Raw genomic sequence first — 13892 nt, forward strand, 5'->3', positions numbered from 1 at the left:
GCCAGGTACGACAGCGTGTCACGCCTCGGCGACCGCCTTCTCGACGGTCAGGAGCAGGTTGGGCGCCTCCGCCGCCGGCAGGCCACCGCCCTGGGCCAGGTCGGGGCTGCCCCCGCCCCGGCCGGAGAAGGCCGCCTTGACCAGGTCGGCCGCCGACAGGCCACGGCTGCGGGCGGCGGGGTTGACCGCCACCACCAGCGACGCCTTGCCGTTGGCCCGGGCGGCCACCGCGACCACCGCCGGCCGCGCCGGGTCGATCTTGCCGCGGATCTCCTGGGCGAGCGTCCGCACGTCGTTGCCGGCCGCGCCCTCCGGGGCCTCGGTCCCGACGTACGCGACACCGCGCACGTCCTTCGCCTGCGCCGCGAGCGCCGCCGCCCCGCCGAGCACCAGCTGGGCCCGGAGCTTCTCCAGCTCCTTCTCCGCGTCCCGCAGCTGGGTGACCGTCTGCTCGACCCGGTCGGCGACCTGCTCGCTGGGCACCCGGTACAGCTCGGCGAGCCGGGAGACCAGCAGGTGCTCACGGGCGAGGAAGTTGAACGCGTCCATCCCGACCAGCGCCTCGACCCGGCGGACGCCGGACCCGATGGACGACTCGGACAGGATCTTCACCAGGCCGAGCTGGCCGGAGCGGGCGACGTGGGTGCCGCCGCACAGCTCCCGGGCGTAGTCGCCGACCTCGACGACCCGGACCTGTTCGCCGTACTTCTCGCCGAACAGCGCCATCGCGCCGATGCGCCGCGCCTCCTCCAGTGAGGTGATGAACGCGTGCACCTCCAGATCCGCCAGGAGCACCTCGTTGACCTGCTGCTCGACGTCGCGCAGGACGCTCGGCGCCACCCCGGTCGGCGTGTTGAAGTCGAATCGCAGCCGGCCCGGCGCGTTCAGCGAACCGGCCTGGGTGGCCGACTCACCGAGGAAGTTGCGCATCGTCTGGTGCACCAGGTGGGTCGCGGTGTGCGACCGGGAGATCGCCCGGCGGCGGCTCGTGTCGATCTCGGCGAAGCCGGTCTCGCCGGCACGCACCTCACCCCGGACGACCCGGGCCCGGTGCACGATCAGACCGGGCACCGGCTGCTGCACGTCGAGGACGTCGACCTGCCCACCGCCCACCGTGATCCGGCCGAGGTCGGGCTGCTGCCCGCCGCCCTCGGCGTAGAACGGGGTGGTGTCGAGCACCAGCTCGACCGTGTCGCCCTCGACCGCCGCCTGGCGGGGCCCCTCGGCGCCGAGCACCGCCCGCACCGTCGACTCCCGCGCGACCTCGTGGTAGCCGGTGAACGTGACCGGCCCGCCCTCGTCGAGCACCACCCGGTACGACGACAGGTCGGTGTGCCCCGTCTTGCGCGCCTGCGCGTCGGCCTTCGCCCGGGCCCGCTGGTCGGCCATCAGCCGGCGGAAGCCCTCGGCGTCCACCTCCACGCCCTGCTCCGCCGCGATCTCCAGGGTGAGGTCGATCGGGAAGCCGTACGTGTCGTGCAGCTGGAACGCCTTCTCGCCGGTGATCGCCGTCCGGCCCGCGGTGCGGGTCTCGGTGATGGCGGTGTCCAGGATCGTGGTGCCGGCGCGCAGCGTGGACAGGAACGCGTCCTCCTCCGCGTACGCGTAGTCCGCGATCCGGTCGAAGTCGGTGGCCAGCTCGGGGTACGACGGCGCCATGCAGTCCCGGGCGACCGGCAGCAGCTCGGGCATCGCCCGCTCCTGCCAGCCGAGCAGCCGGACCGCGCGGATCGCGCGGCGCATGATCCGGCGCAGCACGTAGCCGCGCCCCTCGTTGCTCGGCGTCACGCCGTCGCCGATCAGCATCAGCGCGGTGCGGACGTGGTCGGCGACGACCCGCAGCCGCACGTCGTCCGGGTGCGACTCGCTGGCCACGTGCCCGGACTGCGCGCCGTACCGCTTGCCGGTCAGCTCGGCGGCCTTGTCCAGGATCGGCCGGACCTCGTCGATCTCGTACAGGTTGTCGACGCCCTGGAGGATGGACGCCATCCGCTCCAGGCCCATGCCGGTGTCGATGTTCTTCGCCGGCAGGTCACCGAGGATCGGGTAGTCCTCCTTGCCGGCGCCCGGACCCCGCTCGTACTGCATGAAGACGAGGTTCCAGAACTCCATGTAGCGGTCCTCGTCGACCGCCGGGCCGCCCTCGCGGCCGTACTCGGGCCCGCGGTCGTAGAACAGCTCGGAGCACGGGCCGCACGGGCCGGGGATGCCCATCGACCAGAAGTTGTCCGCCTTGCCACGGCGCACGATCCGCGCGGCCGGCACGCCGACCGACCGCCAGATCCCGAACGCCTCGTCGTCGTCCAGGTAGACGGTCGGCCAGATCCGCTCCGGGTCCAGCCCGAAGCCGCCGTCGGCGACCGACTTGGTCACCAGGTCCCAGGCGAACGGGATCGCCCCGTCCTTGAAGTAGTCCCCGAAGGAGAAATTGCCGTTCATCTGGAAGAACGTGCCGTGCCGGCTGGTCTTGCCGACCTCGTCGATGTCCGGCGTCCGGATGCACTTCTGCACGCTGACCGCCCGCCGGTACGACGGGCTCTGCTGGCCGAGGAAGTACGGGACGAACTGCACCATACCGGCGTTGACGAACAGCAGGTTCGGGTCGCTGATGGCGGGCAGCGGAGCGGACGGCACCACGGTGTGGCCATTCGCCTCGAAGTGCGCGAGGTACCGCCGCTTGATCTCCGCCGTCTTCATCGCTGGTGTTCCTCCGGGAAAATGTCTCGGTCGCCGATGCGCGGGTCCTCCCGCAGGTCGGCGAACTGGTCGTCGAACGCCTCGCCACGGGCGAAGGCCTCGTGGATCTCCTGCTCCCGCTCGGCCATCCCGATCCGGACGTCCTCCACGAAGCTACGCAGCGACTCGACCAGGTTGCCAGCGGATTCCGACAGCCCGCTCGCGATCCCCGCCGGCGTGTACGCCTGCGCGGTCCGGGTGGCCTTGCGGACCACCACCACGCCGACGGCCAGCCCGATACCGAGCCAGAACAACCGCCTCATGCTCTCATCCTCCCGCTCGCCGCCGGCCCGGGTCAGCGGTTGCCGCGCCGGGCGGCCCGTCGCTGCTGCTTGATCGTGTCGCGAACCTCACGCTCGGTCTCGGCGTGCCGCCGCGCCGAGGCGGCCCGGCGGACGCCGTAGCCGAAGGCGGCGACCTTGACCAGCGGGTTGGCGGCGGCAGCGGAGACGACGGTGGCGAGGTTGGCGATGTTGGCGGTGACGTTCTGCGCGTGGCTGGTCATGGTGTCGACCTTTGCGAGCTGGAGGTTGACGCCGTCCAGCGAAATCTGCACCTGCTCCAGCGCGGTGTTGACGTTCTTCACCGTGGAGTTGACGTCGCCGAGCAGCGGGGCGGTGCGGTCGTTGAGGTCGTTGATCATCCGGGTGGCGGCGTCCACGGTGTGCCGCAGCCGCAGGATGGGCAGCATCAGGATCAACACCAGCATCGCGAACGCGATCGCCGCGATCAGCGCCGCGACCTCTCCAAAGTCCACGCCTGTCCTCCTCAAGCCGAATCCGCGGCGCCGGGCGTCCCGGAACGCGCGACCGTCGTACCCACAGCCACGCCGCGCGCCCCCGAGACGGACCAACGGGAGCAGGCGGGCCTGCCAGCCCCAGACCCTACCGTCCGTGATGGAAACCGGCTCAGGACGGTGAGGGTGTCAGTTCCCCGAGCGGGTCCTCGGACAGCGTCGGGAAGGGATCCTCACCGGTCAACGACGGGTCGGTGCTCGGCTGCGGCCGCGTACGGTCGTCGTCGATCGCGTTGCGGACCTTCATCGACACCAACGAGCCGGCGCACTCCTCCGCTGCGGCCGACGGGTCGGGCGAGGGAACGACCGCCGGTTCCCCGTCCACCGGCGGTGGCACGCAGGTCGGCTCCCGCACCCACAGGTCCAGCGTCAACTCGTCCCGACGCCAGCAGGTGTAGCTGCCCTTCGCCGGCTGCTCCGGGCAGGGAGTCACCTTCCACGGCCGCCAGCCGTCCCCGGTCAGGGCCGCCTCGTACGCCTGCGCGGTCTCCTCCGGTGACTTCTCGGACTCCACCGTGCGCTCCCGCAGCCGGCAGTCGAGCAGGCACCAGCGACTGCCGCTCACGTCGTCGACCGTCTTCACCGCCGCCCAGCTCGGCACGTCCAGCTCGTCGAGCGTGTCGAACGCCGGGTCGCGGCTCAGGGTCCGGAGCCCGAAGAAGAGCGGCACCGCCCCGAGCAGAACGATGCTGACCAGCGCGAGGACGGCCATCCGCAGCCGCCGCCGCTCGCGCATCCGCCGGCGCAGCTCCGACCGGGCGCCATCCGACCCGCTCGGGTTCGGTGTGTCGTCGTCGGGCTCGGTGGGCCGGCGCGGCGGCGGACCGTCCGGCGGCGGCGCCGTGGCCGCCGCACCCACCGGCGGCGTGACGGCCGCGCGGGCGAGCGCCGGCTCGGCCGGCCGCACGGGCGACACACCCGACGGCTCCGGTCGACCGGGCTCCCGTTGGGGCGGCAGCGCCCGGCCGTACGAGCGGTCCTCCGGGCCGGGCCGGGGGCCGGCCGGTCGGGCCACACCCGCCGGTGGCCGCGGGCCCCCGGACGTCGGCTCCGGCGGGCCGTCGTCGACCGGCGGCCGGACCGGGACGGGAGCGCCGCCCCGAGCGGCGGCGGGGGCGCCGGGACGGGCCACCCCGGGCGGCGTCGGACCGGCCGGTGCCGCGCCGGGGCGGACGGCACCGGGCGGGACCGCCGCCCCCCGCGGGCCACCCGGTGCGGCCCCCGGACGGGCGATGCCGGGCGGGGTCGGGCCACCGGCGGCGGACGGCGTCGGCGCACCGGGGCGGGGCGGGGTCGCGGCGCCCCGGACCGGCCCGGCGTCCGGGCGCGCGCCGACGGACGGCGGGCCCTCCGGTCGGGGCGGACGGGCTTCCCCACCCGGTCCGATGGGGCGGCGGTCACGTCCGGCACCGGAGGCGGCGGCGGACGGACGGGGGCGCTCGGCGGCGGGCCCGGCCGGTGGGTGCGGCCGGTCGGGCGTGCCCGGCCCGGACGTCGGACCGGCCGGCCGGGCGGTGCCACGTGCGGCGGCCGGACCGGCGGCGGCACCGTCGGCCGGGCGGGCGCGACCAGGCCGCGCGCGGCCGGTGTCGGCGCCGTCGCCGGGCGGCTCGAATCCGGAGCGGGTTCCGTCGGCGGGCCCGCGGCCGGCGTCGGTGTTCGCGGCCCGGCGCCCGGCCGGCGGGCCACTCCGCGGGGCCACCGGCGAGCCGGGCGGGGTCGCCGGACGGTTGATGGTCCGCAGCGAGGGGTCGGTGTGGTGCGGGGTACGTCCGGCCTGCCGGAGCCAGTCGGCCGGGCGCTCCGGCCGGCCGCGCCGGCCCTCCGTGGCCGGTGGGTTTTCGCCGTCGACGGCGGCCCGACGGCCCGGTGTCTCGGTGCCCGCGGTCGGCGGGACGCCGGGCGCGGCGTCGTCCGGTACCGCCCGCCGCCCGCGCGGCGCGGCGTCGGCGACCTCCGGCGCGGCCCGCCGCCCGCGCGGCGCGGCGTCGACGTCCTCCGGGGCGGCCCGCCGCCCGCGCGGCGGCGCGTCGGCACTCTCCGGCGCGGCCCGCCGGCCACCGGACGGCAGGCCGGGGGACGGCAGGCCGCCGGACGGCGCAGCGCTGTCCGGCGCGCCGCGGCGTCCCGGCGCGGGACGGGGCTCGCCGGCCTCGCCCGGTGCGTCAGGCAGTGGACCGTGGGCCGGTCCGGTCGGCTCCTCGGCGGCGGCCCGCCGGCCGGCCCGGCGCGGCGCGACGCCGGGCACCGGCGGCGCGTTGCCGCTGCGCGGCACGACCGGTTCGTCGGTGCCGGGGGCCGGGCGTCGGCCGGCGCCGGCCGCCGGCGGGCGGTGGGGTCCACCGCGGGCGGCCACGTCCGGCAGCTCGCCGGACACCTCGCCCGGCGGGCGGCCGAAGCCCGGGGCGACGTCCGAGGGCCCCCCGGGGTTCGCCGCGCCACGGCGGGTCGGACCGGGCCGGGGTTCGCCGGCCGGGGGCGGTGCGGCGGGGCCGGGCCGGGGCACGCGGGCCCGGGCCGCCGAACCGGTCAGGTCACCGGACCGGTACGGGTCGGCCGGGCCGGGCCGGGACTCGCCGTCACGGGCGGCCGGCGACACCGCACCGGGCCGGGACACCCGGGCCGCCGAACCGGTCAGATCACCGGACCGGTAGGGGTCGGCTCCGGCGCGACCGGCGTCCGGGCGGCGGGCTGCCGGCGGGCCCCCGGGCGCCGGGGCGTTCACATCGGCCGGACCGGTGTGGGGGCCCGGCAGAACGCCTCGGGCACCCGCCGGGCCGGCCGCGTGCGGGCCGGGCGGTGCGGCGCGACCACCGGATCGCGCCGGATGCGGCGCCTGGGCGGGCGGGCCGGACTGAGCGTGCGGGCCGGGTACGTCGGCGGGCGCGGGCCGGCGCGGCCCGGACTGGGCGGGCGGGCCGGACTGGGCGCCGGCGGGTGCGCCGCGGCGCGGGCCGCCCGCCGGGGGCCCGGAGGGCGGTGGCGTGGGCTGTGACCGTGGCGCGGCGGCCGGGGTCCCCGGGCCGGAGACCGGTCGCGCCGGCCCGTCGGGGCCGCCCTGCGGCCACCCGCCCGCCCGGCGTGCCGCGGGGTCGGAACCGGCCGACGGGACGGGACGGGCACCCGGTGCGGGGAGGTCGCCTCGACGCGCGAGACCGGCCGGCTCGGCGGCGCCCGGCCCCGGAGCGGCACCGGGTCGCGGTGGCCCCGCCTCGCCACGGCGCGGCGGAGGCGTCGCGGCCGGACCGCGCGCGGCTCCGTCGACGCCGGACGGGTCCGGCGGCGTCGCCGGGCCGGCCGGCCCGCCTCCGGGGCCGAGCTCCGTCCGCTGCGCCTTGGCCGTACGCAGGTCGTCGATCCAGCCGAACTCCTCGCCGCTGATCGGCTCCTCGGGCTCGGCCTCGGCCTTGCCCCGCCCCCAGCGCCGGCCCTTGGTACGCCGCTCGTCGGCGCCGTCCTCGGGTCGCTCCGCCCCACGCGACTTCACTGCTGACCCTCCTCGGCGGCTTCCGTGCCGCCCTCGTGCGCCCCACCGTCGACCGACCCCCCGGGTCGACGGCCGTTGCCCGTCGTGCCGCCGGCGGTCGCCGCCACGGGCGGGCGCGCGGCCGTGGCCGGAAGCCCGCGGACGATCCGGCGCAGCAGCGGCAGCCGGTCGGCCACCGCGCGTTCGGAACCGTGCTGGCTGGGCCGGTAGTAGTCGGTGCCGACGAGGTCGTCGGGCACGTACTGCTGGGTGACCACGCCGCGCTGGTCGTCGTGCGGGTAGCGGTAGCCGGCGCCGTGGCCGAGGCCCTTGGCGCCGGCGTAGTGCGCGTCGCGCAGCCCGCGCGGCACGGGCCCGCCCCGGCCGCTCCGGACGTCGGCGAGGGCCGCCCCGAGAGCGGTGGTCGCCGAGTTCGACTTGGGCGCGGTGGCCAGGTGGATCACCGCCTGGGCGAGGTTGAGCTGAGCCTCCGGCAGGCCCACGTACTCCACCGCGTGCGCGGCGGCGGTGGCCACGCCGAGCGCGCCCGGGTCCGCCATGCCGACGTCCTCGCTGGCGAAGATCACCAGACGCCGGGCGATGAACCGGGCGTCCTCACCGGCGACCAGCATCCGGGCCAGCCAGTGCAGTGCGGCGTCCACGTCGGAGCCGCGCATGCTCTTGATGAACGCGCTGGTCACGTCGTAGTGCGCGTCACCGGCCCGGTCGTAGCGCACGGCCGCGGTGTCGACCGCCTGCTCGGCGGTGCCGAGGTCGATGCGGTCGGCGCCGACGGCGGCGGCCGAGGCGGCGGCCGCCTCCAGCGCGGTCAGCGCCTTGCGGACGTCCCCGGCGGCGAGCCGGACGAGGTGGTCCTCGGCGTCGGGGTCGAGGGGCAACGCGCCGTGCAGGCCGCGCTCGTCGGCGACCGCCCGGCGGAGCAGGCCGCGTACCGCCGTGTCGTCGAGCGGCTGGAGGGTGAGCAGCACGCACCGCGACAGCAGCGGCGAGATGACCGAGAAGTACGGATTCTCGGTGGTCGCCGCCAGCAGCGTGACGGTCCGGTCCTCGACCGCGGCGAGCAGCGAATCCTGCTGGGTCTTGCTGAACCGGTGCACCTCATCGATGAAGAGCACGGTCTGCGGGCCGCCGGCGCGACGCTGCCGGCGGGCGGCCTCGATGACGGCGCGGACGTCCTTGACCCCGGCGTTCAGGGCCGACATGGCGACGAAGCGGCGGTCGGTGGCGCGGGCCACGAGGTGCGCGATCGTGGTCTTGCCGCTGCCCGGCGGCCCCCAGAGGATGACCGACATCGGGGCGGCGCCGGAGACGAGCTGCCGCAGCGGGGCGCCGGGCGCGAGGAGGTGGTCCTGACCGACCAGCTCGTCCAGGCTGGCCGGGCGCATCCGGACGGCCAGGGGCGAATCCTCCCCGACCGGAGTGAAGCCGTCCACGCCGGTCGGGCCCCCCGGCGCGGCGGGCGCGGCGGCGGGGCCTCCGAGGGAGAAGAGGGCGTCGGACTCCATCACGGGAACAGTACCGGGCCCGGCCGGTGACGCCGGAATCAGCGCCGCCGGCCGGGCCCTCACTGATCGGTTACGGTCAGCCCCGACCGGGCCGCCGGCCCCGGTACCAGCGACCGCCGCCGCCGCCCGGCCCACGGCCGACCCCGGCCAGGTACAGGGAGAGCAGCAGCAGCCCGATGAGTACGAGGGTGTTCCAGTTGAACAGGTCCGGCGCGCCGAAGTTGGTGTCCATCAGGTCGAGGAGCAGGGCGAACCCGAAAACGATCGCCGCGAGAATGGCGAGCATGGCGTTCCTCCGGTGAGGGGGGTCCCAGTAGGTCGGCCGGGATGTACCCAATCGGTCCGTCCGTCAATCTCCACCCTGGATCGGCGCCGCGTCGCCCGGGCCGACCGCCCACCTCGCGTGAAAGGAAGGGCCCCTTCTTAACGCCTGCGGTAGTGGAAGGGCCCCTTTTTAACGTGTGGACACGGGCGCGTCCGGCGCCGGCGCGGCGTCGAGCGGGACGTCCGACCGCGACCTGTCGCGCCGCGCCGCCTGCCGGGCGGGAACGTAGAACGCCGCGGCGAGGGCCAGCGCCATCGCGCCGGCCAGCATCGCGGTGGTCACGCCGGCCCGGTCGGCCACGAAGCCGAGCACCACCCCGCCGAGCGCCGCTGCGGGCATCCCCATCATCGAGGTCAGCGAGATCACGCTGGTTCGGTTCGGCCCGTCGACCTGACGATGGACGAGCCCCTTGTACACCGGGTTGGCCGCGCCGTGCACGGCGTAACAGGCGAAGTAGGCGATCAGCACCCCGACCGGACCGCCCAACAGGCCCATGCCGACCACCGTGGCACCCTGCACGACGTGCAGCAGCATGGCGGTGGGCGCCGCGCCGAGCCGGCGGGTGAGCAGCGGGACGAGCGCGGCGCCGGCAGCCGAGGCGAGCCAGGCGACCGTACTGCCCGGGCCGAGCAGAGCCGCCGCACGGTCCGGGTCACCGACGACGTCGGCGAGGCGGACCGGCAGCAGGTTCTCGAAGGTCACCATGCCGAAGCCCCAGAACAGTTCGACCACCACCAGGGCGGCGAGCACCCGCGAGCGGCGCAGCAGCCCGAACGCCTGGCCGACCATCGGCCCGGCGATCGCGAGTGAGGACCGCAGCGCCGCGGCGCCGGCGGCGGCGGGCCGACGCTCGTCCAGCAACGCGAGCAGCGCCACCAGCGACACCACCTGGAGCGCCAGGGCCGCCACGACCGGTACGGTGAGGGCGCTGACCGGCCCGAGCGGCCCGAGCGCGATCAGTCCGCCGCTGACCAGCGCGCCCGCGGCGATGCTGAAACCGAGCACCGTCCCACCCTGGCTGAGCCCCTTCTCGTACGAGGCGTCCGGGTCGGCGGCGAGGGTGCTGTCGACGTACCAGGATTCGAGGGGACCGCTGTCCAGGGCGCGGTAGACGCCCTGCAGCGCCCAGACCGCGACCAGCAGCGCGAAGGTGTCCGCCACCACCAGCAGACCGGTGGAGAGCAGGTTGACCAGCGCGGCGACCACCAGCAGCGGCCGCCGGCCGAGCGCGTCGGCGAGGCCGCCGGTGGGGAGTTCGAGGGCGAGGACGAGCAGGCCCTGAGCGGCGGCGACGACGCCGATCTGAGTCAGCGACAGGCCGCGCTCCTGCATCAGGAGGATCGTCACCGGGATCAGCAACCCGACCGGCAGCCAGCGCAGGCCGTGCAGGACGAGGTAACGGGCGCGGACCTGACGGACGGACAGCCCTGTCATCACTTCCCCTTCAGCAGCGGGTAGGCGGCGAGGAAGACCTGGATCTGCTCGGCACCCGGCGCGGCCGGGTCCGCCTCCTCGCGGTAGCGCTCCAGGACCTGCCACAGCTCCGCCTCGAGGGCGTGGAGCCGGGCGGCCGGGATGGTCAGGAAGATGTCGCCCATGCCGAAGGCGTCCCGCCAGGCCGGCGACCACTGGTCCTGCACCGCGAACCACCGGTCGGCGTGCTCGGCGAGCAGGCGGACCTGGTTGGCCTGGATCCAGTCGACGGCGGCCCGGGCGTCCGGGTCGTCGTCGAAGTCGGTGGGCTCCCAGTTGGTGACGTCGTGCGCGGCACGCCACCAGCGCTGCCGGCCGGTGCCCCGGTCGGGATCCTCCACGACCAGCCCCACTTCGGCGAGCTGGCGCAGGTGGTAGCTGGTGGCGCCGGTGTTGGTGCCGAGCAGCTCGGCCAGCGTGGTGGCGGTGGCCGGGCCCTGCACCCGCAGCGCCCCGAGCAGCCGGATCCGCAACGGATGCGCCAGCACCCGGACCTGACGGTGGTCGATCCGCACCGCGCTTGGCGCCGGTCGCGCGCCCTCACTCTCAGCCATACCTGCACAATAGTTGTGCACACTTTCTATGCACAAGAGTTGTGCATAGAAAGTGTGCGCAGGGCCCGGGGTCGGGCGGGTCGAGGTTCAGGCGATCAGAAGTTCGGTGACGCCGCGCAGGCGGGTGCGGAGCAGGCCGGCCGCCCGGGACGAGTCGAGGCGCACCTCGGCGGGGCGGTGCAGCCCCAACTCGGCGCTCGTGGTGGTCTTCAGGCCGGCCGGGTCCAGACCGGACGACGCGGCGACCAGCAGCCCCAGCTCGGCGCGGCTCACCGCGTCCGGGCCGGCCACGTTCAACGGGCCGGCGACATCGGAGTCGACCAGTTCCAGGACGGCGGCGGCCAGGTCGGTCACGTCGACCGGGCAGCGCAGTTCGTCGGTGAACAGGGCCGCCCGCCCGGCGAGGGCGTCCCGGCAGAGCTGGATCTGCTTGCTCCCCTCCCCCACGATCAGCGAGGTCCGGACCAGCACGGCACCGGGGTCGATCGCGCGTACGGCGGTCTCGGCCGCCGCCTTCGCCGCACCGTACGGGAAGATCGGAGTGGGCGCCTCGTCGTCGAGGTACGGCGTCGGCCGTCCGGCGTGCACGGCGTCGCTGGACAGGTGCACCAGCCGCGCCCCGACCTCGGCGGCGGCGTACGCGACGTGGGCCGCCCCGTCGGCGGTGACCGACCAGTCGTCGTACCGGTAGGGGGTGGCGACGACCGCGTCGGGGCGTACCTCGGCAAGGAGCGCCCGCACGGCGGACCGGTCCGTGACGTCCATCCGGCGCACCTGGACACCCGGCACCGCGACCGCGCTGCCGAAGTACGTCCCCACCACGCGCCGACCGGCCGCCACCACCTGCCGGCACACCTCACGACCGAGGAACCCGCTGGCCCCCACCACGAGCAGCGTCATCCCGCCCCACCCCCGACTCTGTCGATCATGAGGTTGACGGGTGCGACACGCCGTGCGCCACCCGTCAACCTCATGATCGACGCGGGCTGGAGCCGGGTAGGGCCGTCAGGTGGGGTCGGCTACCGGGGCGGCGGGGCCGGCGGTGCCGGTGTGGGCCGTCGCCGGCGGCTTGGGCTTGGCGTCGATGCCGGCCTCCAGGCGCTGCTGGGCGGTGATCGGGGTGGGGGCGCCGGTCAGCGGGTCGAAGCCGCCGCGCGTCTTCGGGAAGGCGATGACCTCCCGGATCGAGTCGGCGCCGGAGAGCAGCATGCAGACCCGGTCCCAGCCGAACGCGATGCCGCCGTGCGGGGGCGGGCCGTACTTGAACGCCTCCAGCAGGAAGCCGAACTTGTCCTGCGCCTCGTCGGGCGTGATGCCGAGCAGGTCGAAGACGCGCCGCTGCACGTCGCCACGGTGGATACGGATCGAGCCGCCGCCGATCTCGTTGCCGTTGCAGACGATGTCGTACGCGTACGCCAGGGCCCGGTCCGGCGCCTCCTCGAAGCGGTCCACCCACTCCGCGTTCGGCGACGTGAAGGGGTGGTGCACGGCCGTCCAGCCCCCCTCGTCGGTGCGCTCGAACATCGGCGCGTCGACCACCCAGCAGAACGCCCAGGCGCTCTCGTCGACCAGGTTGGCCCGCTTGGCGATCTCGATCCGGGCGGCGCCGAGCAGTTCCTGCGCCTCCCGGGTGTTGGCACCGGCCGCGAAGAAGATCGCGTCGCCGGGCTTGGCGCCGACCGCGTCGGCCAGGCCGGCCAGGTGCTCCTCGGAGAGGTTCTTCGCCACCGGGCCGCGGGCCTCGCCGGTCTCGGCGTCGAGCACCACGTACGCGAGGCCCTTCGCGCCGCGCGCCTTGGCCCAGTCCTGCCAGCCGTCCAACTCCTTGCGGGACTGGCTCGCGCCGCCCGGCATGACGACCGCGCCGACGTAGCCGCCCGCGTCGATCGCGCCGGCGAAGACCCGGAACTGCGTGCCGCGCAGGTAGTCGGTCAGCTCGGTCAGCTCGACGCCGTAGCGCAGGTCCGGCTTGTCGGAGCCGTACCGGGCCATCGCGTCGTGCCAGGTGATCCGCGGGATCGGCCGGGCGATCTCGTGGCCGGCCAGGTCCCTCCACAGCGCGCCGACGATCGCCTCGCCCAGGTCGATCACGTCGTCCTCGGTGACGAACGACATCTCGATGTCGAGCTGGGTGAACTCCGGCTGCCGGTCGGCGCGGAAGTCCTCGTCGCGGTAGCAGCGGGCGATCTGGTAGTACCGCTCCATGCCGCCGACCATGAGCAGCTGCTTGAACAGCTGCGGCGACTGGGGCAGCGCGTACCAGGTGCCCGGCTGGAGCCGCACCGGAACCAGGAAGTCGCGGGCGCCCTCGGGGGTCGAGCGGGTGAGCGTCGGGGTCTCGATCTCCAGGAAGTCCCGCTCGTGCAGCACGGCCCGGGCGAGCTGGTTCGCCCGCGAGCGCAGCCGCATGGCCTTCGCCGGGCCGCTGCGGCGCAGGTCCAGGTAGCGGTAGCGGAGGCGGACGTCGTCACCTGCCTCCACCTGGTCGTCGACCGGCAGCGGCAGCGGAGCCGCCTCGGACAGCACCTCCAGCTCGACGGCCGTCACCTCGACCTCGCCGGTCGCGAGGTCCGGGTTCTCGTTGCCCTCGGGGCGGCGGGTCACCTCGCCGGTGACCTTGACGCAGAACTCGTTGCGCAGCGCGTGCGCGTCCTCCTCACGGAAGACGACCTGCACCACGCCGGAGCCGTCCCGCAGGTCGACGAAGATGACACCGCCGTGGTCGCGCCGGCGGGCCACCCAGCCGGCGAGCGTCACCGTGGTGCCGGCGTCCGTCGCGCGCAGGCTGCCGGCGTCATGGGTACGGATCACGACGTGCGTCTCCCTCGTCTGCGGAATGTCTCTGCCCCGGCATTCTGTCAGGGCTGCCGGCGCCACGTTCCACGGGTGTAAGGAAGGGCCCCTTCTTAACGCGCGGGTGTTAAGAGCGTGTTTGAGAAGGTCTGTTGTGGACGGCGTGGCGGCATGACATCCACCGCCGTGGCGGGCAGGGTGACGCGGTGTCTGCTCGCCGTGG

At 75.4% G+C, this 13892-nt stretch carries 10 protein-coding genes; all 10 read right to left on the minus strand.

All coding sequences use genetic code 11. The features are described 5' to 3' along the window. Window positions 1-18: 18 nt before the first annotated feature. Window positions 19-2697 (minus strand): alanine--tRNA ligase, encoded by a 2679-nt coding sequence (gene alaS, locus AB0873_RS27640; protein WP_366603302.1) that lies wholly within the window; start codon window positions 2695-2697, stop codon window positions 19-21. Further along, entirely contained in the window at window positions 2694-2999 is a 306-nt protein-coding gene (locus AB0873_RS27645) for a hypothetical protein (RefSeq protein ID WP_155332760.1), read from the minus strand. Before AB0873_RS27645 ends, alaS begins: the two co-directional genes overlap by 4 nt. A gap of 32 nt (window positions 3000-3031) precedes the next feature. Next, complete coding sequence (locus AB0873_RS27650) at window positions 3032-3493, minus strand: DUF948 domain-containing protein (RefSeq protein ID WP_366603304.1); 462 nt, start codon at window positions 3491-3493, stop codon at window positions 3032-3034. A 151-nt stretch (window positions 3494-3644) separates the two neighbouring features. Further along, window positions 3645-4268, minus strand: a complete 624-nt coding sequence (locus AB0873_RS27655) for a hypothetical protein (protein WP_366603318.1) — start codon at window positions 4266-4268, stop codon at window positions 3645-3647. A 2747-nt stretch (window positions 4269-7015) separates the two neighbouring features. Further along, on the minus strand, window positions 7016-8524 hold the full coding sequence (locus AB0873_RS27660) for a replication-associated recombination protein A (RefSeq protein WP_366603306.1): 1509 nt from the start codon (window positions 8522-8524) through the stop codon (window positions 7016-7018). A gap of 76 nt (window positions 8525-8600) precedes the next feature. Next, window positions 8601-8810: a hypothetical protein gene (locus AB0873_RS27665; RefSeq protein WP_155332763.1), complete on the minus strand. Its 210-nt coding sequence runs from the start codon at window positions 8808-8810 to the stop codon at window positions 8601-8603. A 168-nt stretch (window positions 8811-8978) separates the two neighbouring features. Further along, entirely contained in the window at window positions 8979-10283 is a 1305-nt protein-coding gene (locus tag AB0873_RS27670; RefSeq protein ID WP_366603308.1) for an MFS transporter, read from the minus strand. Beyond that, window positions 10283-10876 (minus strand): helix-turn-helix domain-containing protein, encoded by a 594-nt coding sequence (locus tag AB0873_RS27675; protein WP_366603310.1) that lies wholly within the window; start codon window positions 10874-10876, stop codon window positions 10283-10285. Before AB0873_RS27675 ends, AB0873_RS27670 begins: the two co-directional genes overlap by 1 nt. An 87-nt stretch (window positions 10877-10963) precedes the next feature. Continuing rightward, window positions 10964-11776 (minus strand): sugar nucleotide-binding protein, encoded by an 813-nt coding sequence (locus AB0873_RS27680; protein WP_366603311.1) that lies wholly within the window; start codon window positions 11774-11776, stop codon window positions 10964-10966. Window positions 11777-11881: 105 nt separating this feature from the next. Continuing rightward, window positions 11882-13687, minus strand: coding sequence for an aspartate--tRNA ligase (gene aspS / locus AB0873_RS27685; RefSeq protein ID WP_366603312.1), 1806 nt, complete (start codon window positions 13685-13687; stop codon window positions 11882-11884). Window positions 13688-13892 lie beyond the last annotated feature (205 nt).

The organism is Micromonospora sp. NPDC047707 (genome assembly GCF_040704235.1).
In the GTDB taxonomy this organism is placed as follows: domain Bacteria; phylum Actinomycetota; class Actinomycetes; order Mycobacteriales; family Micromonosporaceae; genus Micromonospora.

Coding starts and splice junctions, on each gene's coding strand:
- alaS (WP_366603302.1), bottom strand. CDS start 2,697: ATGAAGACGGCGGAGATCAAGCGGCGGTACCTCGCGCACTTCGAGGCG.
- AB0873_RS27645 (WP_155332760.1), bottom strand. CDS start 2,999: ATGAGGCGGTTGTTCTGGCTCGGTATCGGGCTGGCCGTCGGCGTGGTG.
- AB0873_RS27655 (WP_366603318.1), bottom strand. CDS start 4,268: ATGCGCGAGCGGCGGCGGCTGCGGATGGCCGTCCTCGCGCTGGTCAGC.
- AB0873_RS27660 (WP_366603306.1), bottom strand. CDS start 8,524: ATGGAGTCCGACGCCCTCTTCTCCCTCGGAGGCCCCGCCGCCGCGCCC.
- AB0873_RS27665 (WP_155332763.1), bottom strand. CDS start 8,810: ATGCTCGCCATTCTCGCGGCGATCGTTTTCGGGTTCGCCCTGCTCCTC.
- AB0873_RS27670 (WP_366603308.1), bottom strand. CDS start 10,283: ATGACAGGGCTGTCCGTCCGTCAGGTCCGCGCCCGTTACCTCGTCCTG.
- AB0873_RS27675 (WP_366603310.1), bottom strand. CDS start 10,876: ATGGCTGAGAGTGAGGGCGCGCGACCGGCGCCAAGCGCGGTGCGGATC.
- AB0873_RS27680 (WP_366603311.1), bottom strand. CDS start 11,776: ATGACGCTGCTCGTGGTGGGGGCCAGCGGGTTCCTCGGTCGTGAGGTG.